Below are 24,827 nucleotides of genomic sequence, written 5' to 3'. Positions count from 1 at the left end.
GGCAGTAACGGGCAGCGACGGGGCAGCGACGGGCAGTGAACGGGCGGTGAAGAGCACAGCATGAAGTACGGACTGCAGGGTTACGCCAGCTATCTGCCGCGGTACCGGCTCGGTGGCCCCGATATCGGGCTGAAGCGCGGAGACCGGGTCGTCGCGTCCTATGACGAGGACTCGACCACCATGGCCGCCGCGGCCGCGAGCCGGGCATTGCGTCCGGGCGAGGCTCCCGCGGCGCTGTACCTGGCCACCAGTACGCCCGCGTACGCCGACAAGACGAACGCGACCGCGGTCCATGCCGCGCTGGGGCTGCCCGCCGATGTTCTCGCGGCGGATCTGTGCGGGACGGCCCGCAGCAGTATCGCGGCGATGTTGTCGGCCGCGCGTGCGGGAGGTCTCGTGGCGGCCGCGGACGTGCGGGTCGGCAAGCCGGGCTCGGCCGACGAGAAGACCGGCGGCGACGGCGCGGCGGCGCTGTGGTTCGGCGAGGGTGACGCCATCGCCGATGTTCTCGCGACGCACTCGCAAACCAGTGAGTTCCTCGACCGCTGGCGCGACCCGGCCGCGGCGACGGGCCAGCAGTGGGAGGAACGGTTCGGCGCCCACCGCTATGCCGCGCTGATCCGCACCGCCGCGCGTGAGGCTCTCGACGAGGCCGGTCTGTCCGATGCCGATCACGTCGTGCTGGCCTGCCCCAACACCGCGATCGTCAAGCGGGCGCCGACCCTGGTCAAGGGCCAGAAGTCGGTGACCACGTCGCCTGCCGGCCACACCGGCGCCGCGGACCCCTTCATCGCACTGGCCGGGGTCCTGGATGTGGCCGACCCGGGCGACACGATCCTGTTGCTCTCCGCAACCGACGGTTGTGACGCCGTTGTGCTGCGCGCCACCGTGGAGCTCCCCGCACGACGGCAGCCCGTGCCGCTGGCCACCCAGCGGACCCGGGGGATGCCCGTGGCCCACCTGACCTACCTGGCCTGGCGCGGCCTGGTCGAGATGGAGCCCCCGCGCCGCCCGGAGCCCGAGCGCGCCGCGGCACCACCGGCGGCGCGCTCCGAGCAGTGGAAGTTCGGGTTCACCGGGTCACGCTGCACGGAATGCGGTTTCACGCACCTGCCGCCCCTTCGGGTCTGCCGCGGGTGTCACGCGGTGGACGCCATGACCGCAGTGCCCGTCGCGCAGCTGGCGGGGACGGTCGTCACCTACACGGTGGACCGTCTGGCCTTCTCACCGTCACCGCCGATGGTGCAGGCGGTGATCGATGTCGACGGTGGGGGCCGATGCACGCTCGAGGTCGCCGACGCGCGCCCGGACGAGCTGGAGGTGGGCTCCAGGGTGGGATTCTGCCTCCGGCGGCTGTTCACCGCCGGCGGGGTGCACGACTACTTCTGGAAGGCGGTGCAGCACAATGCCGAGTAACGGAATCGCCGGGAAGGTCGCCGTCGTGGCGATGGGCTGCAGCAAGTTCGGCGAACGATGGGATGCCTCCACCGATGACCTCATCCTGGAGGCATACCAGGAATGTACGTCCGCCCTGCCGGGCGGCGCCCGCGACCAGATCGACGCGTATTGGCTGGGGACTCTCAGCTCCGGTCTGGGTGGGCTGACGCTCAGCCGAGCCATCGGCAGCGACGACAAGCCGGTGACCAGAGTGGAGAACTTCTGCGCAACCGGGTCGGAGGCGTTCCGGAACGCGGCCTACGCGGTGGCGGCCGGAGCCTACGACATCGTGATGGCCGTGGGAGTGGAGAAGCTGAAGGACTCCGGCTACTCGGGGTTGCTGCGTCAGGACCCGCCGGGGGACGGCACGGCCCCGGAGATCTCGATGACGGCTCCGGCGGCCTTCTCGCTGCTCGACCCCGCCTACTGTGACCGCTACGGCGTGCATCCCGACGAGATGCGGGCGGCCATGACTCACGTCGCCTGGAAGAACCATGACAACGGCACCCGAAACCCGAAGGCTCAGTTCCGTTCACCGGTGGCCCGGGAGACGATCGACGGGGCGCCGAAGGTGGCCGGACGGCTCGGTGTCTTCGACTGCTCGGGGGTGTCCGACGGCGCGGCGTGCGCGATCCTCGTCCCCGCGGAGCGGGCCCACGAGTTCACCGACCGTCCGATGTTCGTCGACGGACTCTCACTCGTGGCCGGGTCCACGCGCGGATCGATGGACTCCGCGTTCGACTACACCACGTTTCCGGAGGTGGTCAAGGCCGCCAAGGACGCTTACGCCCAGGCGGGAATAGATCGACCGGCGCAACAACTCTCCCTCGCCGAGGTCCACGACTGCTTCACACCGACGGAGATCGTGCTGATGGAGGATCTCGGGTTCTCCGACACCGGGAATGCCTGGAAGGACGTGCTCGGCGGTGACTTCGACGCCGGCGGCCGGCTGCCGATCAACCCCGATGGCGGGCTGAAATCCTTCGGTCATCCCGTCGGCGCCAGTGGGCTTCGAATGTTGTACGAAGCCTGGCTACAGTTCCGCGGCGAAGCCGGTGAGCGGCAGCTGGCCGACCCGCACACCGCGCTGACCCACAACCTGGGCGGGCGACCCGGTGGGTGTGTGTCCTTCGTGTCGATCGTGTCGAGTGAGCGGCGTGGACGGAATTGACGACGGTGAACGGTCGACGGTGAACGGTCGACGGTGAACAGTATCGCCGCCCGTATGCCACAACGGCCCGGGCGTGCCCGGCGATCCGCATCGTGATAGTCAGCGACCGTTCTTGACGAGCGCTACTTTTTTAACCTAGATTCAATACAGACGTACCGCGGAAGTGGAGGAGCACAGGTGTCGGGAGTTGTGGACAAGGTCGTCGTCGTCACGGGTGCCGGGGGTGGTCTGGGCCGTTCCTACGCCCGATTCCTTGCGGCCAACGGCGCTCTCGTCGTCGTCAACGATCTGGGCGGCGCGCGCGACGGCTCCGGTGCGGGCTCGCAGGCAGCCGACGCCGTGGTCGACGAGATTCGCAGTGCGGGCGGGCGGGCCGTGCCCAATTACGACTCCGTCGCCGATCCGGACGGGGCGGCGGCGATCATCGCCACGGCGATCGACGAGTTCGGCGCCGTGCACGGTGTGGTGAGCAATGCCGGCATTCTTCGAGACGGCGCTTTCCACAAGATGACCGCGGAGAGCTGGGATTCCGTGCAGAAGGTGCATCTCTACGGTGGCTACAACGTGATCCGGGCGGCGTGGCCCCATTTCCGCGAACAGAGTTTCGGCCGCATCGTGGTCGCGACCTCGACCAGTGGTCTGTACGGGAATTTCGGGCAGGCGAACTACTCTGCCGCCAAGGCCGGGCTGATCGGGCTCATCAACACGCTGGCGATCGAGGGTGCGAAGTACTCGATCACCGCCAACGCCGTCGCCCCCCTGGCGGCCACGCGGATGACCGCCGACATCGCGCCGCAGGAGTTGCTGGACAAGCTGGACCCGGAACTGGTCGCACCCGCGGTGGGGTATCTGGTATCCGAGGAGAACCAGGACACCGCATCGGTGTTCGTCGTCGGCGGCGGCCTGGTGCAGCGAGTGGCCCAGTTCCAGAACGACGGCGTCACGTTCGCCTCGCCGCCCACCCTGGAGGAAATCGCGACGCGTTGGTCGCAGATCAGTGACATGTCCGACGCCAAGCCTGGCCGCAACCCGGTCTGAGCGGAATGAGCACGCCGTCTGCCGCTGCGGGACTCGGAACGAGCCCCCTTGTGCAGGCATATCGACAGGCGGACCGCTCGGTCCCGCTCGTCGACCACACGGTGGGTGCGCTGCTGGCCGGGCGCGCGTCCGCACACCCGGACCGAGAGGCCCTGGTCGGCGTCCGGCACGGAAGCGGGGCGGCCGACCGGTTGACCTACGCCGAGTTGTACGACGAATCCCGCCGCGTGGCTGCCGGATTGAGGAAATTGGCCGCACCGGGCGAACGCGTGGCACTCTGGGCGCCAAACGTCATCGAATGGACGGTCATCCAGTACGGCGCCGCGCTCGCGGGGGTCGTGCTGGTGGCGCTCAATCCGGTGCTGCGCGGCGACGACCTCGACTATGCGCTTCGGCACAGCGGGGCCCGCGTGCTGCTGCACGCGGACGTGAGTCGCGATTACGCGATGGCCGAGGTCGCGGTGACCGTCTGCGCCGGTCTCTCCGGCATCCGGTGTATTTCGCTGTCGCAGCGCGACGAGTGGATGGCGTGGCCCGGCCCGGACCGGGGTGAGACCGAAGCGCCGGGCCCGGATTCGCCGGTGATGCTCCAGTACACGTCCGGGACCACCGGGCGCCCCAAGGGCGTACTACTCACCCACCGCGCCCTGATCAACGTCGCCAGATTGACGATGGAGGCCACGGGTGTCGCGGACGGTGCGGTCTGTTTCAATCCGTTGCCGTTGTTCCACACCGCGGGGTGTGTGATCGCGACCCTCGGTCCGCTGTGGGTGGCGGGCACACTCGTACTGTGGGAACGCTTCGACGCCGGTGAGGTGTTGGCCGCACTACGGCGGGAAGACGTCTCGGTCCTGTTCTACGTGCCAACGGTGCTGCACGCGTTGCTGCAGCGTCAGCGCGAGAGCGGGGAACCCGCTCCCCGACTTCGCGTCATCATGGGGGGTGCGTCCACGGTGTCGAGCGAGTTGATCGACGGTGCCGCTGCGGTTTTCGGCGCCGGCGTCTACAACCTGTACGGCCAGACCGAGCTCGCGCCCGTTCTCTCGCTGACGCGCCCCGGGGACACCAGGCGGGACCAGCTCGGCACCGTTGGTCGCCCCTTGCCGCAGGTCGACTGTAAGGTCATCGACCCCGAGACCGGGCATGTCGTGGCGGTGGGTGAGACCGGGGAGATCTGTGCCCGTGGGTACCAGCAGTTCGTCGAGTACCTGCATGATCCGGAGGCCACAGCACGCGCGTTGGATCGGGAAGGCTACGTGCGGACCGGAGATCTCGGCAGCATGGACGAACGCGGCTACCTCCGCGTGACGGGCAGACTCAAGGAACTCATCATCCGCGGTGGGGAGAACATCTCGCCGGTCGAGGTGGAGTCGGTCATCGCGCGCCACGCGAGGATCCTCGACGCCGTCGCCGTCGGGCTTCCCGACGACCGTCTGGGCGAGATCGTCACGGTGGCGTGCCGGGTCGCCGACGGCCCCCACGAGGGGCTGCGGGAGAGCCTGGTCGAGCACGCCCGCCTGCACATGCCGTCGTACAAGGTCCCCGACCGGTGGTTCCTCGTAGACGAGTTCCCGACGACTCCGACGGGTAAGGTGCAGCGGTTCGCGCTACGTGAAGCGCTTCTCGCCCGGGAGCTTCGCGAACTGTGAGCACCCGACCACCGATCGAGACGCGCCGCCGGTCGCTGCGAGAGAGGTATCCGGTGTGGCAGGCCCGGAGCCTGGCAGCCTGGCTGGACCGCTGCGCGGCACAGTACCCGTCGCGGCCCTTCGTGCTGGCCGACTCGGTGTCACTGACCTATCACGACGTCGCCGAGAGGTCACGACAACTCGCAGCGGGCCTTCTCGCGCTGGGTGTGCGGCCGGGGGACCGGGTCGGCATGGTGATGGCGAACTATCCGGATTTCGTCTCCGTGAACTTCGCCATCGCGCGTGCGGGTGCCGTGGCGGTGCCGTTCAACTACCTGTACCGCGAGAGTGAACTGGCCTTCGTACTCAGGGATTCGGGATGCCGGGTCCTGGTCACCATGACCGAGTTCGGCTCGCTCGACTATCAGGAGATGCTCGACGGGATCGTTCCGGGCTGGGACCTTCCCGGCTTCGCTCACCGACCGGCGGAATCCGACGATGTCACCCAGTTGCGCCACGTCGTCGTACTCGACACCGGAGTCGCCGCGCGCGGCGACGCGCTGACGGTGGCCGGTCTGTCGGACCTGGGAGTTCGCCACGGGTCGGCGGTCGCGGCCCCGGTGGTGGACCCGATGGCGCCCGGCGCCATGCTGTACACCTCCGGGACCACCGGTCTCCCCAAAGGGGTGGTCGTGTCCCATGATGCGCTGCTGCGCACGGCCTATGCGTCCGCGCTCACCCGGGCCTACGAGGACGGACGCCGAATTCTGTATTCCCTGCCGTGCTATCACATGTTCGGCTACGTCGAGGGCCTGCTCTCGGTGATGTTCGTGGGCGGTGCCGTCATCCTGCAACCGTCATTCAGCGCCGAGGGCTACTTCCGCGGAATCGAGGAGCACCGGGCCACCGATCTCCTGTGCGTGCCCACCATGGCCGTGGCGATGGTGGAGAGCCCGGCCCGCGACCGTTACGACCTGACCTCGCTCCGTGCCATCCTGTGCGGATCCGCCCCGGCACCGGTCTGGCTCTGGCGGCAGGTCAGCCGGGACTTCGGTGTGGAGGAGATCGTCACGGGATACGGCATGACCGAGAGCGGCGGAGCAATGACGCTGACCCTGCCCGAGGGTCCGCTCGAGGAACTCTCCGACACGGTGGGCAGGCCCAAGATGGCGGGCGTTGCCGGTGTGCCGGGCGCCGATGCCCTGGTGATCTACCGCGCGGTGGATCCCGACACCGGCGCCGAGGTCTCGGCCGGGGCCGAAGGCGAATTGATCTCGACGGGCCCGACGATGATGCACGAGTACTGGAATCGGTCGGAGGAGACTGCGCGTGCGATCCGCGATGGATGGCTGTACTCGGGCGACCTGGGTCGGGTCCGCCCGGACGGCCACGTCCAGGTGACGGGACGCAGCAAGGAGTTGTACAAGAGTGGCGGCGAGTTGGTCATGCCCAAGGAGATCGAGGATGTCCTGGGCCGCCACCCCGGGATCAGCCAGGCGTTCGCGGTCGGACTGACCGACGAGCGCTGGGGTGAGATCGGATGCGCGGTGGTGGTTCGGACCCCCGGCCACTCGATCACCGAGCAGGACGTGCTGGCGCTGTGCCGGCGGGAACTCGCGCGTTTCAAGGTACCCAAGCGGGTGGTGTTCCTACGGCCGGAAGAACTCCCGACCACACCCACCGGCAAGGTGCAGAAGTACCGCCTGGTGCAGCAGCTCAGTCGCGGGGCACCGCTCGACGCGGGTCGTTAGGCCACGGAGAACTGGCGCACGCCGTCGACAACGTCACTTTGCAGGACCCGTTGGGACACCAGCACGTCCAGATGGGATTGAACCTCCAGGACGGCCATCATCCGGTGCACGATCTCCAGTTCGTCCAGTCGACGTTCGCGCCGAGTCCACCGCATCTTCGTGGCTACTTCGAAGGATGTCGGATTGCCCGCCGCGACCATGTCGGCGACCTGCGTCAGCCGGGTGCTGTGGTGGTCGAGGAGCTCGGCCGTGCGTGCCCGTGTGGTGTGCTCGGTCGTCCCGTGAGCCGGGAGCATCCGCGCGTCCGGCAGGCCCAGCAACAGGCGCAGGGAGGCCAGATACGACCGCAGGGGCAGCCTTTCCGGGGTGCGCTCGAAGGCGATGGACGGCGTGATGCGGGGCAGCAGGTGGTCACCGGTGAACATGACGCCGTGCGCCTCGTCTTCGAACACGACATGACCCCTGGTGTGCCCGGGTGTCGCGCGCACGGTGATGTGCGACGGGCCGCAATCGATGACCTCACCGTCGTGGAGCCAGCGGTCCGGTGGCGTGAAGGCCACACCCTTCTCGTGCGGCTCCCACTCGAGCCTCGCGACCTGGCCGGCGAGTTCGGCCGCCCCGGCCTCGATCAACATGCCGACCTGCCGTGGATGTACCCCGTCGAGCGTCGCGAACGCCTCGATGCTGTGGCGCTCCTCGTATCCGAGCAGCAACTCGATCCCGTAGGCGTCGCGCCACTTGACCGCCAGCGAATAGTGATCCCAGTGCTGGTGTGTGACGAGGATGCGGCGCACATCGCCGAGGGTGCGGTCGAGGACGGCCAATGCGTCGAGCAACGCCGTCTCGCCGGGCCGGTAGGCCCAGCCCGGATCGATCAGCGTCACGCCGTCGGGGGCCGAGACGACGTAGGCGTTGACGGTCTTCAGATCCGGAAGGGGTGGCGGCAGCGGCAGCCGCGCGATGTTGTCCGTCACCCTCTCCAGGCCGTGGCCTACGCCGGCCGTCGATGCGTACGACATCTGCTGCCTCTCCCGTTTCGTTTGCCCCGTCTAGAATTTAACAGAAACTAGAAAACTATGTTAGCGTCGCTATACCTACGTGATGAAGGCCATCGTTTGTGCTCGAAGACGAATTCGAAACCCGATCACACATGCGGAGGAGGTCCGCCGTCATGCTCATGCGATCGCCCGGTTTGGCGGGCGCTGTCGAGCCGCTGAGGAGGGCGACATGGTGACCGCGATCGATGACTACACCCATGAGGCCGGGGCGGAACTCAACTTCAACGAATCGATGTACTTCGAGTTCCACGACCCACTCTCCGAAGTTGGCGGATTCCTCCGGCTTGCGAACCGGCCGAACGAGGGCCGTGGCGAGCGCACGGTGTGCATCTACCTGCCGGGCGGGGGCCTCGGATTCGGATTCCAGCGGCCCCGCGTGACGACGAATACGGCCATGGATGCCGGTGGTCTGACGGTCGACGTCGTGGAGGCCATGAAGGAGGTCAGGGTTCGGTTCGCCGGAGAGATCTCGGTCCTGGCCGACCCGATGCTGATGAACGACCCGAAGTTGGCGCTGACGAACAGCCCCACGGCTTCGGCCCGCATCGAACTGCGCTACGACGCGCTGGCTCCCGCCCATGAGCAGACCTTCGAATCCGATGGTCAGTCCTTCGCGCCGAACCACTACGAACAACTGGCCGCGGTGACGGGGCGGATCGAGATCGGCGAGCGCCGATACGACGTTCGGGGACACGGGTTGCGGGATCACTCCTGGGGACCGCGGTCCTGGCAGGCGCCGTGGTTCTATCGATGGCTACACGGTTGCGCCGGGGAATTCGGATTCATGGCGGCCTATTTCGGTGAGAAGGACGGATCCAGCCGGCTCGGTGGGTTCGTTTTCGACAAGGACGGCCTGCACCCCTGTGCGGACGTGACGATCAGCACCGAGCGCGACGATGCCGGATTCCAGCGGCGAATCGACCTCTCGATGACTGCGGGACAGCGGAACTGGCGGCTGGAGGGACGGTCGCTGTCCTCGGTGCCGCTCCGGCACCGAAGCGCCGACGGAACGGTGGGCACCCGAATCGTCGAGTCCGCGGTTCAGTGGCGCCTGCACGGGGGTGGCGAATTGCGGGGGATGGCGGAGTATCTCGACCAGCTGGTGGACGGCGAACCCGTGGGAACGCACGTATGAACGAAAGGACGGCGAGTTCATGAAGGTATTCGAGAACCTCGGGGAGTTCGAGTCGGCGGCCGGCGCCGAACTCGGCCCCACCGACTGGCTCGAAGTGGACCAGCAGCGCGTGGACGGCTTCGCCGACGCGACCGACGACCATCAATGGATTCACGTGGATCCGGAGCGTGCGTCGTCCGGACCGTTCGGCCGCACCATCGCCCACGGCCTGCTGACCCTCTCGCTGCTACCGAGGTTCATGCACGAGCTCTACCGCGTGGACAACGTCACGATGGCCATCAACTACGGCTTCAACAAGGTCCGATTCATCACCCCGGTGCCGGTCGGTGCAAAGGTCCGCGCGTCGTCACTGATTTCGCAGGTCGACAAGCTGGGTGGTGCGGTGCAGGCCACGCTGGTCACGACGATCGAGGTGGAGGGCGCCGACAAGCCCGCCGCCGTGATCGAATCGATTGTGCGCTATGTCGGTTGACGTCACCAGGGACGCCAAGGTTGCCGCCGCGGAGGCGCTGTACGGGGCGCTGGCCAGCGGAGACGCGGCTGCTCTCGGTCGGCTTCTGGCGCCGGACTTCGTCGGGCACGCGGCCGAGGGCCTTCCGCTCGGGATGGGCGGCACGCACGTCGGCCCCGAGGCCATGCGGAAGAACCTGTGGTGGCGGATCGGCGAGCACTTCAAGGCACGCGCGGTCGCCGAGGACTTTCAGACGCTGGAAGACGGTCGCCTGGCGGTGATCGGCACCTACCGCGGTAGCGGCCGTCGTTCCGGAGCCGAGCTGAACGCGGCGTTCGTCCACGTTCTCTCGTTCGATGCGGACGGACGCATCCTCTCGCTGAACCAGCTGACCGACACGGCCGCCTGGCGTGCCGCACTCGAGGGCAACGGGACCCTGCAGACCATCGACTACCGCGTCGAGGCCGGTGTCGCCACCGTCTGCCTGAACCGGCCCGACGAACGCAACGCGATCGACATGCGCATGGGTGAGGAGACTCTGGAGGTCGCGCGTCGCATCGCCGGCGACCGATCCGTACGGGCGGTGCTGATCTGCGGGAACGGGCCGGCCCTGACCGTCGGCGGCGACATCTCGTATTTCCTGAGCGGGAACCAGCAGGGCTTCGGCGACCTGTTCCTGAAGATGACGACACCGTTCCATCAGGCGTTCGAGATTCTGAGCCGGGTCGAGGCGCCGATCGTCACCGCCGCGCACGGCGCGGTGGCCGGAGGCGGTCTCGGCTACGTCTATGCGGCCGACCTCGTGGTGGCCGCCGAGAGCGCACGCTTCGTCACCGCCTTCTCGGGGATCGGACTGTCGGGCGACGGCGGTGGGACCTACCACCTTCCGCGGATCATCGGACCCAGGAGGGCGGCAGCCGCCTACCTGCGCAACACGCCCATCAGTGCCGACCAGGCCCTCGAGTGGGGGTTGGTCAACGAAGTCGTTGCCGACGACCGACTTCGGGCCAGGGCCGACGAACTGGTCCGCGCACTGGCGGACGGGCCGACCGTGGCGTTCGCCACCATGCGGGCGCTGCTGCGCGACAGCTGGCGCAACGACCTGCCGGCGCAGCTTGCCGCCGAGTCGCGTGGCATCAAACTCACCGGCGACAGTGCCGACGCCGCGACCGCGATCGCCGCGTTCGCAGCCAAACAGAGACCGACCTTCGAGGGGCGATGACATGGGCGGACTGATCCAGGACACCGACGAGCACCGGGCGATCCGCGAAAGCGTCGCCGGTATCGCCGATCGCTATGGGGCGCAGTACTTCCTGAAGCGCGGTCGGGACGGGGACGACATCACCGAACTGTGGAAAGACCTCGGAGCGGCCGGTCTGCTCGGTGTCCACCTGCCCGAGGCCTACGGCGGCGGCGGCGGCGGAATGGCGGAGGCCGTCGTCGTGGTGGAGGAACTGGCTGCCCACGGCATGCCGATGCTGATCTGGGTGATATCCCCGGCGATCTGCGGGAGCATCCTGGCCCACCACGGTTCGGAGGAGATGAAACAACGCTGGCTGCCCGGCATCGCCGACGGCAGCCAGAAGATGGCCTTCGGACTCACCGAACCGGACGCCGGCTCCAACAGCCACAACGTCAAGACGACGGCGCGCAGGACCGACACCGGTTGGGTGCTCTCGGGGTCGAAGTACTACATCTCCGCGGTCGACCAGAGCGATGCGCTGCTGGTAGTGGCGCGCGACGCCGACCACTCCACACCCGAGAAGTCCAAGTTGTCGCTGTTCGTCGTTCCGACGGGAACGAAGGGGCTCACCTACCAGCAGATCGACACCTCGGTCGTCTCGCCGGATCGGCAGTTCACCGTCTTCCTCGACGAGGTCGAGGTCGACCACGACGCGCTGATCGGGCAGGCGGGCAATGGTCTGCGCCAGGTCTTCGACGGGCTGAACCCGGAACGGATCCTCGTCGGTGCCATCTGCGGTGGCGTCGGCCGCTACGCGATCGACAAGGCGGTCGACTACGCCAAGGAACGCCGGGTCTGGTCCACGCCGATCGGAGCGCACCAGGGGGTTGCACACCCACTGGCCGAGAGTCATATCGCGGTGGAACTGAGCCGGCTTGCCACCGCGTTGAGCGCACAGCAGTTCGACGCCGGTCTGCCCGCGGGGGAGGCGGCCAACATCGCCAAGTTCTCGGCATCGGAAGCCGCGCTCAAGGCGCTCGACCAGGCTATCCAGACGCACGGCGGCAATGGGCTCGCCCATGAGTACGGCCTGTCCGAACTGTGGTTCGTGACCAGGCTGATGCGCACGGCGCCGGTCAGCCGGGAGATGGTGCTCAACTTCGTCGCCCAGACCTCACTCGGCCTTCCCCGCTCGTACTGACAAACCATCACAGCACCGAAGGAGAACGACAATGACGTCAGCGGAACACACATTCGACGCCGTGGTGATCGGCGCGGGAGCAGGCGGCCTCTTCACGGCGGCCCGTCTGACCAAGCACGGTTACCGAACGCTGGTGGTGGAGCGGCTGGACAAGGTCGGTGGTCGCGCGTCCACCGACGATATCGACGGGTTCAAGGTCAACACCGGTGCCATCGTCATCGAGGTGGGGGGCATCACCCAGGAGACCTGTCAGGAGGTGGGCGCGCGCTTCGACATCCGTGAGCCGCAGCCGCCCATCCTGTATCGCATCGCGGGCAAGGACGTCGACGTCACCGGCGGTGGTTGGGGATTCCTGCTCGGGAAGTTGACCCGGCAGGGGGCCAAACTCGTCAAGGGCATCGGTGCCGCCCGCAACGATTCCGGTCTGCCCGAGGACGAGCTGTCCACCGCCGAATGGGTGTCGAAATACACCAAGAACGAAGGCGTGCACGGAATCTTCCGAAACATGTGTGCGTCGGTCTTCGCGGTCGGCTCGGAGGATCTGCCCGCCCGGGTGTTCCTGACCTACTTCACGCGCAAGAGCGCCTTCAAGCGGTTCGGTTTCCATCCGGAGGGCACGATCGGACTCTGGCGGGCCCTGGCAGAGGTGGTCGAGGCCAACGGTGGGCAGGTGTGGTTGTCCACGCCGGTGACGAAGATCCACAAGGGCGACGGCGACGTCGTGACCGGAATCGAGGTCACCCGCAACGGCGAGTCGCTGCGGATCGACGCCCCGGTGGTCGTCAGCGACGTGGGTCCCGCGGCGACCGTGGCGCTCCTTGGTGAGGAGAACGTGCCGCCGGACTACCAGGATCTGGTGAAGAAAGCCGACCGGCCGACGTCGATGATCTCGGTGAACTTCGCCAGCCAGGAGAGGCTCGTCGAGGTGCCGGGGATGCTGAGCTTCGCGAAGTCGCGCAGGCTCGCCTACATCGCCAATTTCACCGATGTGTGTCCCGAGATGGCGCCCTCGGGGTGGAACCTCTACGTCGGGACGTCCGTACCCGAGAACCCCACCGGCGACTTCGACGAGGCCGCCGAGACGGAGTTCCTGCTCCAGGACCTCCGCGACAACATCGACGACTTCGACCGGCGCGCCCGCATCCTCAACATCGCGGTCACCCGCGACGACTGGCCGCCGCAGCGCGCCGTCGCCGGATACGACCTGACCCACGACACCCCGTTCGCGGGCCTGTGGAACGTGGGCGACGGTGTCAAGGAGTACGCCAACGGCGGAACCACGGCCTGTGCGGAGACCGCGAAGCTGGTGGTGGACAAGATCGTCGCCGCGCACCGGCCGGCGGTGCTGCGCTGAGCGCCTCGGCCGAACGCATCGCCTGCGCCCGCAGCGCGCTGTTCGTCCCCGGCGATCGGCCCGATCGATTCGCCAAGGCCGAGGCCAGTGGCGCCGACCTCGTCGTGCTGGATCTGGAGGACGCCGTAGCGGCCCGGGACAAGGACACCGCGCGTGCCGCGGTCGACGCGTACCTCGGCACCGGCGCGCAGGTGATGGTGAGGGTCAACGGAACCGACACGTCGTGGTGTGCGGACGACCTTCGGATGCTCGAGCGCCGGCGGTGCGCCGTGATGGTGCCCAAGGCACACAGTGCGTCTCAGCTTCAGGATGTCGCTCGACACCTGGCGCCGGGCACGCCGATCGTCGCTCTCGTCGAGACGGCCGCGGGAGTCTTCGCCACCGCCGAGATCTGCGGGGTCGCGCCGGTTGTTCGGGCGGCCTTCGGAAGCATCGATCTGGGCGCCGAACTCGGCGTCGACCCCGAGGTGCGGCAGGCGCTGCAATACGCGCGCAGCGCCGTGGTGCTCGGGTCGGCGGCCGCCGGGCGAGCCGCGCCGCTGGACGGGGTCACGCTCGACCTGGACGAGGCTGGGCCGCTGTCCGACGACGCAGCCCATGCCGCCCGGCTGGGCTTCGGTGGCAAGTTGTGCATCCATCCGCGCCAGGTCGCCGTCGTCAACGAGCGCTTCTCTCCCTCACCGCAGGAACTCGAGTGGGCTCGCAAGGTCACCGCCGAGGCGGCGGACGGTAGGGCATGCGTCGTGGACGGAAAGATGGTCGACAAACCGGTCATCGAGCGGGCCAGGCGAATCCTGTCGCGAACCGGGGGGTAGCGGCAGCAGATGTCGGCCCGGCGCATCTCGGTGATCGGTGCGTCAGCTGGTTGGCCCACCCAGGAAGTCGGGGAAGCCGTACCGGGGGAACGGACCGACCATGACCTGCTCGAGAACTCCAAGGCCGCTCTCGCCACGCCACGTCGCTCGGACCAGTTGCTGCACATGCAGATTCTCCGGAGCCAAGGGATCCAGCGCGTCGATGTCGTAGGACTCACCACCGACGGCCAGTTCGTCGTGCCAGCTGCCGTGGCCCCAGAACGGATGTCCGTAGCCGATACCCTTCATCTGGAAAGTGGCGATGGGTTCCAGCACCATCTCGTCGACCGCACCGTCGAGAGCGTGCGTAACCAACACGGCCCCTCGAGAACGTCGCCGCCCAGGCGCCCAATCGATGTGGTGTTCGACCCGCGCCAACGGGACGGCGCGACCCGCATCCGAAGTCCCGCCGCCTGTCTGCTTGGGAACGACGAGGGCGTCGCGTGCCCAGCTCGTCCCGTCCGGGTTCTCGAACTTCCGGATCCAACTTCCGGATCCAACTTCCGGATCCAACTTCCGGATCCAACGTCCTGAGCGATCGCGGCTGGATCACCGGGACGATGTGTGTCGTTCCTCCCGGATCGGGCCGATCCGTGAACGAGCGCCGATGTGTCGGACAGACGCGAGTCACCGGGTCAGCGCCGCCAATGCGGCAAAGCTCTCGTTGTCGAGGATCTGTTGGGCGGCCCGGCTGGCCATCGCACCGAACATGGCGTCGCCCCGCTCGGTGCTCTCGACCCCCAGCGACACGGGAATGCACAGGACAAGGCCGTAGAGCGCATGTGCCTGGTACTCGCGCCAGCACTGTTCGGCGCCGTATCCCGATACGCCGAGCGCGACGAGGCGGCGGTGATACTCGGTGACCAGTGTGCGCTCATGGGCTGCCCGGTCGTCGGCGGTCAGAGACGTGCCCATCAGGTAGGACACGTCGATCACGCCGGGGGCGGCCGCGACACTCTGCCAGTCGACCACCGCCACCGGCGTCGCTCCGTCCTGTGCGTCGAACAACAGATTGTCCAGGCGGAAGTCGCCATGCCACAGCGTGCGATGGTCGCTGAGAGTGGCCAACCACGACGTGACCTCGCGTACCAACCGGTGCGCCACGTCGACGTGCTCGGGCTCGAGGTAGCCGCTGAAGCGCTGCAGCCACGGCTCGACGATCTCCGGCAGCGCACCCGCCAGAGCGGTCCACACGTGTTGTGACGGCAGCCAGGAGTGTTCGGTGAGCTGAGTGTGACCCCATGACCCCGCATGCAGTGCGGCGGCCTGGTCAAGCGCCAGGTCTGCCTGATCGGCCGTGCAGCCCCCGATCTGTTCCACTGTCCGGGCCGGACCCATGTCCTCGAGCAGGAGCACGAAATCGTTGTGGTCGTCGGAGATGTGCGAATGAAAGCACTGCGGGGAGCGAACAGTGGTCAGGTCGCCGAGGTGCTGGTAGAACAGCACCTCACGCTGATAGGCGCCGGTGGCAGCCCCCATCTGCCGACTCGCCGGGTCGGTGCTCGACACCTTGGCGATCACGGTCGACGGTGCGCCGTCCGGACGTGCCGCGTAGTCGAGCTCGAGCCGGTAGCTGTTGGCCATCTGACCCGTGCCCACCGGCGCCGATGCGATGGTCGCGACCTTCAATTCCGACCACCCGGGTCGGCCGGACAACATGCCGGTCACCGCATCCGGGGTGAGCTCGGCGATCGCGTGCGCGGATAGCGACATCGTTGGTCTCCTTCTCCTCTGCGCTGCTCTGCGGATCTGCCGTACGCGGAGATGCCGCTGGCGATCGCTGGCTGGCAAGCGCCGACTGGCCATGACGGGGACCGTCTTCCCAGGCCCCTGTGGCCTCGATCACGCTTTCGTCAGACCGTATGGTGGCGCCGCGTGGCAAGTCAAGCGCTGCGGGCGCAGTTTCTAACAGGGAATCAATAATGGCGCGGGCCGTTGCCGGATCGGACGGCGCGCGATCGACGCTCCCGGGAGTCGCCGCCGGCGAACCGGGCACCATTGCGCGCTGCGTAGAGGGTGCCCGTTTTCGTGGGAAAAGAAGCGACGTGAACGCCGGCGCGCGGCACCTCGCTGCAGGAGTGCTGCCGGGCGGGCCGTCCCACCGCCGGTCCAAGTACCGGCCAGCCCCTTGCCATCGCCGATGGCGCGCCATATATTTTAATCTCTGTTAAGATAGGCTGCTACAGATTGGTGCGGGGATGACACGTCGAATTCAGCTGCTCTGCGCCTGGTGTGGACCGGCCACGGTGTTCATCGCACTGTGCGGATGGCTCATCGCTGGTGTGCTTCCGCTTCCCCTGAACTCGTCGAGCACGACCGAGGAGGTCGTCAGCTTCTACAGCCACGACACCAGGGTGATCGCCGGTCTGATCGTGGCCCAGCTCGGCATCTGCCTGGTGTTCCCGCTCATCGGGCTGATCGGCTACTACATGCTCCGGATGGAGGGGCGTCACCCGCTCCTGACCTTCGTCCAGCTGGTGGCCGGCGCCGCCACGGGCGTCCTGCTGCTACTGCCGATGCTGTTGATGGCGGTGATCGCGTTCCGGCCGGATCGCAACCCCGAGATCACGGTGACGCTCAATGACATCACCTGGCTGATGTTCATCACGCCGATCGCACCGTTCATCATCCAGAACGTCGCGATCGGGACAGTGATCCTGCGCGACCGGAGCGGCACCCTGCCGCGCTGGATGGGATACCTCAACTTCTGGATTGCCGCATCCTTCCTTCCCGACCCGTTGGCCTATTTCTTCCACTCCGGACCGTTCTCGTGGCGGGGCATCTTCGTGTTCTGGCTCGCCCTGACGACATACGCCATCTTCCTGATCGCCATGGGCCTGGTGTTGCGTGCCGCGGCGCTGAAGAATCCCGAACTCGACGACGAACCGTCGCTGCCGTCCGCGGTGGCGTGACCGGGATGGGGCCGGTCACCGCCGTGCGGAGTGGATGCATTCCCGGGCGAGCCCAGGGGTACGCCAATTGATGTGCGCGGCAGTCGCTATGTTTGCCCCGGGCGGGGTGGGTCGTGTCGCCGCCGGAATGCCGGAGCGCCGTGGCGGACTGGCACATACGTTGACTTATGGCCGCTGAGGTGTGACCATGGTCTCAGCTACGCCGCGCAGTGGCCGCGCCATATTTTTGAATCAAATGTAGATTAAGGAGAACGATGGGGTTCGCTAGCTCCGCCGAGGTGACCAAGTACATCGGAGGCATCTTCGAGACCGCATTCGAGGATCCCGAGATCGGCCCGAAGCTCGAGGCGACCGGCCTGGTGGTCGCGTTCGACTTCACCGAGCCGGAGGCCCTCGTCGTCATCGACATGCCGAACAAGACGGTGCGGGAGGGCCTGGAGGGGGGACCGGAGCCGGTCGCCACCATGTCGATGACCGCCGAGACCGGCAACGCCTACTGGCAGGGCAAGGTGAACCTGCCGTTGGCGATGGCGAAGAAGAAGATCAAGGTCGACGGCAACGTCGCCAGCCTGCTCAAGCTCGCACCGCTGGGAAAGAAGCTCTACCCGCCCTACATCGAGCGTCTGAAGGCCGACGGTCGCGACGACCTGCTGGCATAAGCGATGTACCCGGGAACCCACGCAGCAACAGATCCGGACCGGCCGGCCGTCGTGATGGCCGGGTCGGGGCGGACGCTGACCTACGGCGATCTGGACCGGCACTCGGAATCGATCGCCGCCGCCCTCCACGACCTCGGTCTCCGGCGTGGCGACGTGATCGCGATGGTGTCGGACAACACCGTTGAAGCTTTCGAGGTGTATTGGGCCGCCATCCGATCCGGCCTGTACATCACGGCCGTGAACTGGCACCTCGCCGCGGACGAGGTGGCCTACATCGTCAACGACTGCGGAGCGCGCGTGGTGTTCGCGTCGGCGGGAGTGCGGGCGCTGGCCGAAGAGATCGCTGCCCTCACGCCCGGTGTCGACCGACGCTACGCATTCGGCGGGGAGATAGCCGGATACGTGCCCTACCAGGTGCTCATCGACGGCCGCTTCGACGCACTGGGGGAGCGGCCGCGCGGTACCGAGATGCTGTACTCGTCGGGAACCACCGGGCGCCCGAAGGGCATCAAGCCGACGCTGCCCGAGGCCCAGGTCCATGAACCGGGCGACCCGCTGGTGGGAATGCTCGCCCATGCGTTCGGAATCACGGCCGACGATCGCTACCTCTCGCCGGCCCCGGTCTACCATGCCGCACCCCTGAAATGGTGTGGAGGCGTGCACGCTCTGGGCGGAACCGTGGTGCTGATGGAGAAGTTCGACGCGGAGGCCGCGCTGAGCGCCATCCAGAACTATCGCATCACCGTCACGCAAATGGTCCCGACCATGTTCATCCGCATGCTTCAGCTGCCGGAGGAGGTGCGGAGGTCATTCGACACGACCTCACTGAGGTTGGCGGTCCATGCAGCCGCGCCGTGTCCACCCGATGTCAAGCAGGCGATGATCGAGTGGTGGGGGCCAATCCTGGTGGAGTACTACGGTGCCACGGAGGGCCATGGTGTCACGGTCGTGACCACCGACGAATGGCTGGCCAAGCGGGGCTCGGTCGGCCGCGCCGCACTGGGGACCCTTCACGTGTGCGACGACGAGGGCGTCGAGGTCGGGACCGGGCAGGTCGGCACCATCTATTTCGAACGCGACCATGCGCCGTTCGAGTACCACAACGACCCCGAGAAGACGCGCAATGCGCGTCATCCCGACCATGACAACTGGTCGACCGTTGGCGACGTGGGATACGTGGACGAGGACGGATACCTGTTTCTCACCGACCGCAAGGCATTCATGATCATCTCCGGTGGGGTCAACATCTACCCCCAGGAGATCGAGAATGTCCTGGCACTGCATCCCAAGGTCGCCGACGTCGCGGTCATCGGCGTTCCGGATCCCGAAATGGGTGAGCAGGTCAAGGCGGTCGTCGAGCTCCGTGACGGCGTGGTCGGTACCGACGAACTGGCCGAGGAGCTCATCTCCTACGTGCGCGGACGGATTGCGCACTACAAGGCGCCCCGCAGCGTCGACTTCGTCGACGAACTTCCCCGGCTGGCCACCGGCAAGCTCGCCAAGAGAAAACTCCAACAGCGATACGTGGAAGCGCGCCAATGAACACCCAGACACTCACGCGAACAAGACAATACGATCCCATCAGCATCTCGCCGCTGGGATTCTGGTCGCAGACCGCCGACGAACGGGAAGAGTCGTTCAAGATACTGCGGGACGAACGGCCGCTGAGCTGGCACGCCCCGATCGAGGGCGCATTGATGGAGCCCGAGATCGACGGCCTGTGGGCGGTCACCCGCCACGAGGACATCGCCTACGTCAGCAAGAACCCCGGATTGTTCTGCTCCGGTCGCGGCGTGATGATCGAGGCCGTCCCCGACGAGATCCTCGATGCCGCACAGTCGTTCCTCGCGATGGACGGTACGCAGCATTCCACCCTGCGTCGCCTGATCAGCTCGGTGTTCACGCCGCGGCAGGTCGCCAAGATCCAGGACCAGATCAAGAATCAGGCGGCAACGATCGTCACCGATCTCCTCAGGACCAACGACGGTGACTTCGTCGAGCAGGTCTCCAAGCGGCTACCCATGTGGACCATCTACGAAATGGTCGGTCTGCCCGAGGAGTACCGCGACGAAGCCGCTCATAACGCGGACGGGATGGTCTCCTGGGCCGACGCGGACGTGGCGGCCGGACGTGAGTCGGGTGAGGTTCTCAACGAATCACTGGTCGGTCTGCTCACCGCGGGTCTCGAGCTGGCCGAGCAGCGGCGGGCCAAACCGACGTCGGATCTCATGTCACTGCTGGTCCAGGCCGAGATCGATGGCCGCAGGCTCACCGACGAGGAGTTGGGGGCGTTCTTCGTGCTGCTGTCGGTGGCGGGCAACGACACCACCCGCAACACCGTCACGCTGACCACCGCGGCGCTGCAGCAGTTCCCGGCTCAACGCGCCCTGCTGGAACGTGACTTCGACGGGCATATCAAGCGTGCCATCGAGGAGTTCGTGCGCTGGGCGAGTCCGGTCATGACCTTCCGACGGACCGCCACCCAGGACACCGAGCTGTGCGGGCAACTCGTGAAGGAGGGTGACTGGGTCCTGATGATCTATTCCTCCGGCAACCGGGACGAGCGTGCCTTCGCCAACCCACACCGGTTCGACATCACCCGGGAACCCAACGGACATATCGGTTTCGGCGGCGGTGGTCCGCACTTCTGTATGGGGTCGTTCCTGGCCAAGATGCAGCTGGAGGCGATCTTCCGGGAGCTCATCCTGCGCGCACCGACCCTGCGGGTCGGGGAGCCGGAGTTTCTCGCCGGGAACTTCGTGCACGCCGTCAAATCGCTTCCCTACACCCTCGACTGACCCAAGAACGACATAAGGAACACGATGACCGAGTTCACCGGAAAACACTACGTAGTCACCGGCGCGGCATCCGGTATCGGCCACGCCGTCGCCGAACAGTTGCTGGCGGCCGGAGCCAAGGTGACGAGCCTGGACCGCAACCAGCCCCGGGCAGGCGTCGATCGTCACATCGAGATCGACCTGGCGAACCCGCGCAGCATCGATGCCGCCCTGGAGAGCCTCGACGGTCCCTATGACGGGCTGATGAACGTCGCGGGCATTCCCGGAACCGCACCGGCCGATCTCGTCTTCGCCGTCAACAGCCTCGCGGTCCGCCATCTCACCGAGGCATTCCTCGAACGCCTCGCGCCGGGGGGCGCCATCACCATCGTGTCCTCCACCGCGGGCTTCGGCTGGCCCGAACGGCTGGAGCCGATTCGTGACCTGCTCGCCACCGACACCTTCGAGGAGGGGGCGTCCTGGTTCAAGGCCAACCCCCAGCAGGGCAACGCCTACAACTTCTCCAAGGAAGTCACCACCGTCTATACCCAGATGATGGGTCTGGCATTGGCGCAGATGGGCTTTCGCATCAACGCGGTGCTTCCCGGCCCCGTGGAGACGCCGATCCTCACCGATTTCGAGGAGTCGATGGGCAAGGACACCCTCGACGGTGTCAAAGAACTCCTCGGCCGCCATGCGGAGCCCGACGACATCGCCGCGGTCGTCCTCTTCCTGGCGTCCGACGCGGCGCGGTGGGTGAACGGGCAGGCATTGGCCGTCGACGGCGGTATCAGCGGTGCGGTGAGCACCGGTGTCGTTCCCAAGCCGGAGTTCTGAGGATCCCCATGACAGTGGGAACGGTATCCGAACACCCGCTCGGCGAGCAGGCACCGGCTTCGGTGTTGGCAGACCTGCGACGGGTGTTCGCCACGGGCCGAACGAAGCCCCTGCGGTGGCGCCTGGAGCAGCTCGAGGCGATCGAAGCTCTGTGCAACGATCAGGAGCCGATCATCGCGCGTGCGCTCGCGGAGGATCTCGGCCGGCCGCCGGTGGAGGCGTGGCTGGGTGACATCGCCTCGACCAAGGGCGAAGCGACCTACGCGCGCAAGCATCTGAAGAAGTGGATGCGCCGGAGCCGGCAGCCGCTTCCGCTGGCCCAGCTGCCGGGGCGCAGCTGGGTGCAGTACGACCCGCTGGGCGTCGTCCTCGTCATCGGTCCCTGGAACTATCCCTTCTATCTGAGTGTCGCACCCCTGGTCGCCGCGGTCTCCGCCGGTAACTGCGCGGTACTCAAGCCGTCGGAACTCGCCCCGGCCACGTCGGCGGTGCTGACCGATCTGGTGCCCCGATACCTCGACGCGCAGGCCATCCGGGTGGTCGAGGGCGACGGAGACACCACGCAGAGCCTGATCGCGCAGGGCTTCGATCATGTGCTGTTCACCGGAGGCACGGAGATCGGCCGAAAGATCATGGCGGCCGCAGCACCGACGCTCACTCCGGTGACGCTCGAACTGGGCGGCAAGAGCCCGGTGATCGTGACAGCCGACGCGGATCTGGACGTGGCCGCCCGGCGTATCGCCTGGGTCAAATTGATGAACTCGGGGCAGACCTGCATCGCGCCCGACTACGTGCTCGTTGACCGCGCAGTCGTCGATACCTTCACCGAGAAGGTGGCCGAATCCATCGCGACGTTCCGCGCCGCCGAACCAGAACGCGGACAGCGGATCGTCAACCGGCGCCAGTTCGACCGGATCAAGGATCTGATCGACACCACCAGCGGCAGCATCGTCGCGGGCGGTGGCGTGGATGAGGACAAGCTCAGCGTCGAACCGACTATCATCAGGGACCCGGCACCGACGGATCCGGTGATGTCCGACGAGATCTTCGGGCCCATCCTCCCCATCTTGAGCATCGAATCCACCGACGCCGCGGTCCAGTTCGTGAACGCGCGCCCCAAACCGCTGGCCCTCTACGTCTTCAGTGGCTCGCGACGGACGGCCGGTGACCTCATTGACGCGATCCCGTCGGGCGGTGCGGTGATCAACCACGTCGCCATGCATTGCCTGGCGCCGCAACTGCCCTTCGGCGGGGTCGGAGCCAGTGGAATGGGGCAGTACCACGGCCGCTGGGGTTTCGAGGTGCTCAGCCACCGACGTGCGGTGCTGGCCAAGTCCGTTCGACCGGATCTCAAGCTGACGTATCCGCCGTACACCGATGCGGCGGTCAAGATCATGAGGAAGCTCTTCTGATGAAAATTCACGTAGATACCACGAAGTGCTCCGGAATCGGCATGTGTGAGATGACTGCTCCCGACGTCTTCGAGATCGGTGACGACGGGCAGTCACACGTGATCGGCGACGGCGCGGCCGATCCGGAAACGGTGCGCGAAGCCGCGTCGAACTGTCCGACCGGCGCCATCTCTATCGACGACTGAACCGGCGGCGGCGCGCTCCCACACGGATGAGCGCCGACGCCCGGTTTCTCAACTGCCACAGGAGAGGTCATGGCCTTCGTCATCACTCAAAACTGCTGTACCGATGCGAGCTGTATTCCCGTGTGCCCGGTCGACTGCATCCGCCCGGTGCCCGGCCCTGACGGGGTTGCCGCGCCGATGCTCTATATCGATCCGACCACGTGCGTCGACTGTGGAGCGTGTGTCGAGGTGTGCCCGGTCGGCGCGATCTATCACGAGGACGAACTGCCGGAGTCACAGCGGCGGTTCAAGGCCATCAACGCGGACTACTTCGCCACCGAACCACTGGCCATCCGGCCTATTCCGGCAAAGTGGGAGCCGGCCGCGGTCGGGCGGGATGTGCTGCGGGTAGCTGTCGTCGGCGCAGGCCCGGCGGCCTGCTACGCGGTTTCGGATCTAGTGCGTACCAGTGGTGTCCAGGTCGACCTCTTCGAACGACTGCCGACTCCGTTCGGATTGGTGCGGTTTGGTGTCGCACCGGATCACCAGCGGACCAAGGACGTGGTGGACCTCTTCGAAGCCGCCCTCGCCAGTCCGAGTGTGCGGTGTTTCTTCAATGTCGCAGTCGGCCAGGACATCACCCACGAACAACTCATGGACACCCACGACGCGGTGATCTATGCCGTCGGTGCCTCGGGCGCGCGCGACCTCGGAATCCCGGGAGAGGCCCTGCCGGGCAACGCCGGCGCCGCCGAGTTCGTCAGCTGGTACAACGGGCATCCGGACTACGCGGGCCGGCAGTTCGACCTCAGCGGTGGGCGGGTGGTGATCGTGGGCAACGGCAACGTGGCGCTGGACGTGGCACGCGTCCTGGTGATGGATCGCGACGATCTCGCGGCCACCGACATAGCCGAGCACGCGCTGAAGCAGCTCAACAGCAGCGGGGTACGGGAAGTGGTGGTGCTTGGTCGTCGCGGTGCGGCTGACGGCGCGTTCTCGGTGGGCGAGCTGCTGGCACTGGGGTCGCTGCGCGGAGTCGATGTCGTGGTGGAGGGTGAACTGGGTGAACGCCCCGAGGACCGGGAACGCGCCCTGAAGTTCGACATCGTCCGCGAATACGCCGACCGTACGCCGACGGCGCACCACAAGCGGATCGTGTTGCGGTTCGGCACCAAACCGGTCGAGGTTGTGGGCGCGGACCGCGTTGAGGCGCTGCGGGTATCGAGCGGCGGGGCGACCAGCACGATCGAGACGTCGCTGGTGCTGCGGTCGATCGGGTATCGCGGGTTGCCGGTCGACGGCCTGCCCTTCGACGACGATGCGGGCATCGTCCCCAATGACGGCGGCCGGGTGACGCGCGACGGCGTCCCGGTGCCCGGCGTCTATGTGACCGGTTGGATCAAGCGTGGTCCGCGCGGCGTGATCGGCACCAATCGCGAATGTGCGCGCGAGACCGTGACGCAGCTGCTCGCGGACGCGCGCGCGGACATTCTGCCCAGTCCGCCCGAGGGCGGCCGGCTGGACGTTGACGAACTTGCTGCGCGGGGTCTGCATGTTGTCGACCTGGCCGGGTGGCGGCTCATCGACGCCGCGGAACGGCAGCAGGGGTCGACGGTCTCACGGCCCCGGGTCAAGGTCGTCGACCGACAGGCCTTGCTCGCGGCCGCCGGAGTGGCGCTCTAGGAGACTGCTGAAATAGGGGTGTCTGGGGCGGGGTGCCTCAGAGCGCTCTGTGGCGCGTTGGTGGTAGTCAGATCCGAAGGTCGATATTCGAGGGTCATCCCGCGGTGTTGAGCGTGGCACTG

General features: G+C 67.0%; 22 protein-coding genes. 19 read left to right on the top strand and 3 right to left on the bottom strand.

The genetic code is table 11. The features are described 5' to 3' along the window. Positions 1-60 precede the first annotated feature (60 nt). From CSR00_RS13980 to CSR00_RS13960, 5 genes are all read left to right on the top strand, one after another. Positions 61-1,416, top strand: coding sequence for an OB-fold domain-containing protein (locus CSR00_RS13980; protein ID WP_099023011.1), 1,356 nt, complete (start codon positions 61-63; stop codon positions 1,414-1,416). Continuing rightward, complete coding sequence (locus tag CSR00_RS13975; RefSeq protein ID WP_099023010.1) at positions 1,406-2,608, top strand: acetyl-CoA acetyltransferase; 1,203 nt, start codon at positions 1,406-1,408, stop codon at positions 2,606-2,608. Before CSR00_RS13980 ends, CSR00_RS13975 begins: the two co-directional genes overlap by 11 nt. Before the next feature lie 177 nt (positions 2,609-2,785). Continuing rightward, the gene (locus CSR00_RS13970) at positions 2,786-3,646 is read left to right on the top strand and encodes an SDR family NAD(P)-dependent oxidoreductase (protein WP_099023009.1); all 861 of its coding nucleotides are present in this window, start codon (positions 2,786-2,788) and stop codon (positions 3,644-3,646) included. A gap of 5 nt (positions 3,647-3,651) precedes the next feature. Continuing rightward, positions 3,652-5,295 carry a class I adenylate-forming enzyme family protein gene (locus CSR00_RS13965; RefSeq protein ID WP_099023008.1) on the top strand — a complete coding sequence of 548 codons (1,644 nt, stop codon included), beginning with the start codon at positions 3,652-3,654 and terminating at the stop codon, positions 5,293-5,295. Then, a complete protein-coding gene (locus tag CSR00_RS13960) occupies positions 5,292-7,025 on the top strand; it encodes a class I adenylate-forming enzyme family protein (RefSeq protein WP_099023007.1) in 1,734 nt (577 codons plus the stop codon). Before CSR00_RS13965 ends, CSR00_RS13960 begins: the two co-directional genes overlap by 4 nt. On the opposite strand, the gene CSR00_RS13955 is transcribed toward CSR00_RS13960, so the two are convergent. Then, a complete protein-coding gene (locus CSR00_RS13955; RefSeq protein ID WP_099023006.1) occupies positions 7,022-8,044 on the bottom strand; it encodes an MBL fold metallo-hydrolase in 1,023 nt (340 codons plus the stop codon). The genes CSR00_RS13960 and CSR00_RS13955 overlap by 4 nt on opposite strands. Positions 8,045-8,252: 208 nt before the next feature. Here CSR00_RS13955 and CSR00_RS13950 point away from each other — a divergent pair, with 208 nt between their 5' ends. Genes CSR00_RS13950 through CSR00_RS13925 form a run of 6 tightly spaced genes read left to right on the top strand, consistent with a single transcriptional unit; the run spans position 8,253 to position 14,222 of the window. Next, complete coding sequence (locus CSR00_RS13950; protein ID WP_099023005.1) at positions 8,253-9,218, top strand: DUF7064 domain-containing protein; 966 nt, start codon at positions 8,253-8,255, stop codon at positions 9,216-9,218. Between the two features lie 19 nt (positions 9,219-9,237). Continuing rightward, entirely contained in the window at positions 9,238-9,690 is a 453-nt protein-coding gene (locus CSR00_RS13945; RefSeq protein WP_099023004.1) for a MaoC family dehydratase, read from the top strand. After that, positions 9,680-10,891 (top strand): enoyl-CoA hydratase-related protein, encoded by a 1,212-nt coding sequence (locus CSR00_RS13940; protein ID WP_099023003.1) that lies wholly within the window; start codon positions 9,680-9,682, stop codon positions 10,889-10,891. The genes CSR00_RS13945 and CSR00_RS13940 overlap by 11 nt, the downstream gene beginning before the upstream one ends. Position 10,892: 1 nt before the next feature. Further along, the gene (locus CSR00_RS13935; protein WP_099023002.1) at positions 10,893-12,053 is read left to right on the top strand and encodes an acyl-CoA dehydrogenase family protein; all 1,161 of its coding nucleotides are present in this window, start codon (positions 10,893-10,895) and stop codon (positions 12,051-12,053) included. A gap of 31 nt (positions 12,054-12,084) precedes the next feature. Beyond that, the gene (locus tag CSR00_RS13930) at positions 12,085-13,407 is read left to right on the top strand and encodes a phytoene desaturase family protein (protein ID WP_099023001.1); all 1,323 of its coding nucleotides are present in this window, start codon (positions 12,085-12,087) and stop codon (positions 13,405-13,407) included. Next, on the top strand, positions 13,404-14,222 hold the full coding sequence (locus tag CSR00_RS13925; RefSeq protein WP_099023048.1) for an HpcH/HpaI aldolase/citrate lyase family protein: 819 nt from the start codon (positions 13,404-13,406) through the stop codon (positions 14,220-14,222). The genes CSR00_RS13930 and CSR00_RS13925 overlap by 4 nt, the downstream gene beginning before the upstream one ends. A 42-nt stretch (positions 14,223-14,264) precedes the next feature. On the opposite strand, the gene CSR00_RS13920 is transcribed toward CSR00_RS13925, so the two are convergent. Continuing rightward, on the bottom strand, positions 14,265-14,576 hold the full coding sequence (locus tag CSR00_RS13920; protein WP_176562053.1) for an Rv3169 family protein: 312 nt from the start codon (positions 14,574-14,576) through the stop codon (positions 14,265-14,267). A gap of 312 nt (positions 14,577-14,888) precedes the next feature. Further along, entirely contained in the window at positions 14,889-15,974 is a 1,086-nt protein-coding gene (locus CSR00_RS13915) for an oxidoreductase family protein (RefSeq protein ID WP_099023000.1), read from the bottom strand. 485 nt (positions 15,975-16,459) lie between these two features. Between CSR00_RS13915 and CSR00_RS13910 the strand changes: the two genes are divergently transcribed. The 8 genes from CSR00_RS13910 (at position 16,460) to CSR00_RS13875 (ending at position 24,705) form a co-directional block, all read left to right on the top strand. Further along, positions 16,460-17,173: a hypothetical protein gene (locus CSR00_RS13910; RefSeq protein ID WP_245906004.1), complete on the top strand. Its 714-nt coding sequence runs from the start codon at positions 16,460-16,462 to the stop codon at positions 17,171-17,173. 254 nt (positions 17,174-17,427) lie between these two features. After that, on the top strand, positions 17,428-17,832 hold the full coding sequence (locus tag CSR00_RS13905; RefSeq protein ID WP_099022999.1) for an SCP2 sterol-binding domain-containing protein: 405 nt from the start codon (positions 17,428-17,430) through the stop codon (positions 17,830-17,832). A 3-nt stretch (positions 17,833-17,835) separates the two neighbouring features. Further along, positions 17,836-19,374 carry an acyl-CoA synthetase gene (locus tag CSR00_RS13900; RefSeq protein ID WP_099022998.1) on the top strand — a complete coding sequence of 513 codons (1,539 nt, stop codon included), beginning with the start codon at positions 17,836-17,838 and terminating at the stop codon, positions 19,372-19,374. Beyond that, positions 19,371-20,630 (top strand): cytochrome P450, encoded by a 1,260-nt coding sequence (locus tag CSR00_RS13895; protein WP_099022997.1) that lies wholly within the window; start codon positions 19,371-19,373, stop codon positions 20,628-20,630. The genes CSR00_RS13900 and CSR00_RS13895 overlap by 4 nt, the downstream gene beginning before the upstream one ends. Positions 20,631-20,654: 24 nt before the next feature. Beyond that, entirely contained in the window at positions 20,655-21,446 is a 792-nt protein-coding gene (locus tag CSR00_RS13890) for a coniferyl-alcohol dehydrogenase (protein ID WP_099022996.1), read from the top strand. Positions 21,447-21,454: 8 nt separating this feature from the next. After that, entirely contained in the window at positions 21,455-22,858 is a 1,404-nt protein-coding gene (locus CSR00_RS13885) for an aldehyde dehydrogenase family protein (RefSeq protein ID WP_099022995.1), read from the top strand. Then, positions 22,858-23,043, top strand: coding sequence for a ferredoxin (locus CSR00_RS13880; protein WP_099022994.1), 186 nt, complete (start codon positions 22,858-22,860; stop codon positions 23,041-23,043). Before CSR00_RS13885 ends, CSR00_RS13880 begins: the two co-directional genes overlap by 1 nt. Before the next feature lie 69 nt (positions 23,044-23,112). Further along, a complete protein-coding gene (locus tag CSR00_RS13875) occupies positions 23,113-24,705 on the top strand; it encodes an FAD-dependent oxidoreductase (protein ID WP_099022993.1) in 1,593 nt (530 codons plus the stop codon). Positions 24,706-24,827: the final 122 nt, after the last annotated feature.

The sequence above is a fragment of the Mycolicibacterium palauense genome, assembly GCF_002592005.1.
In the GTDB taxonomy this organism is placed as follows: domain Bacteria; phylum Actinomycetota; class Actinomycetes; order Mycobacteriales; family Mycobacteriaceae; genus Mycobacterium; species Mycobacterium palauense.
Note: the sequence above shows the minus strand (reverse complement) of the source record. Positions and strands in the feature narration are given on the sequence as shown.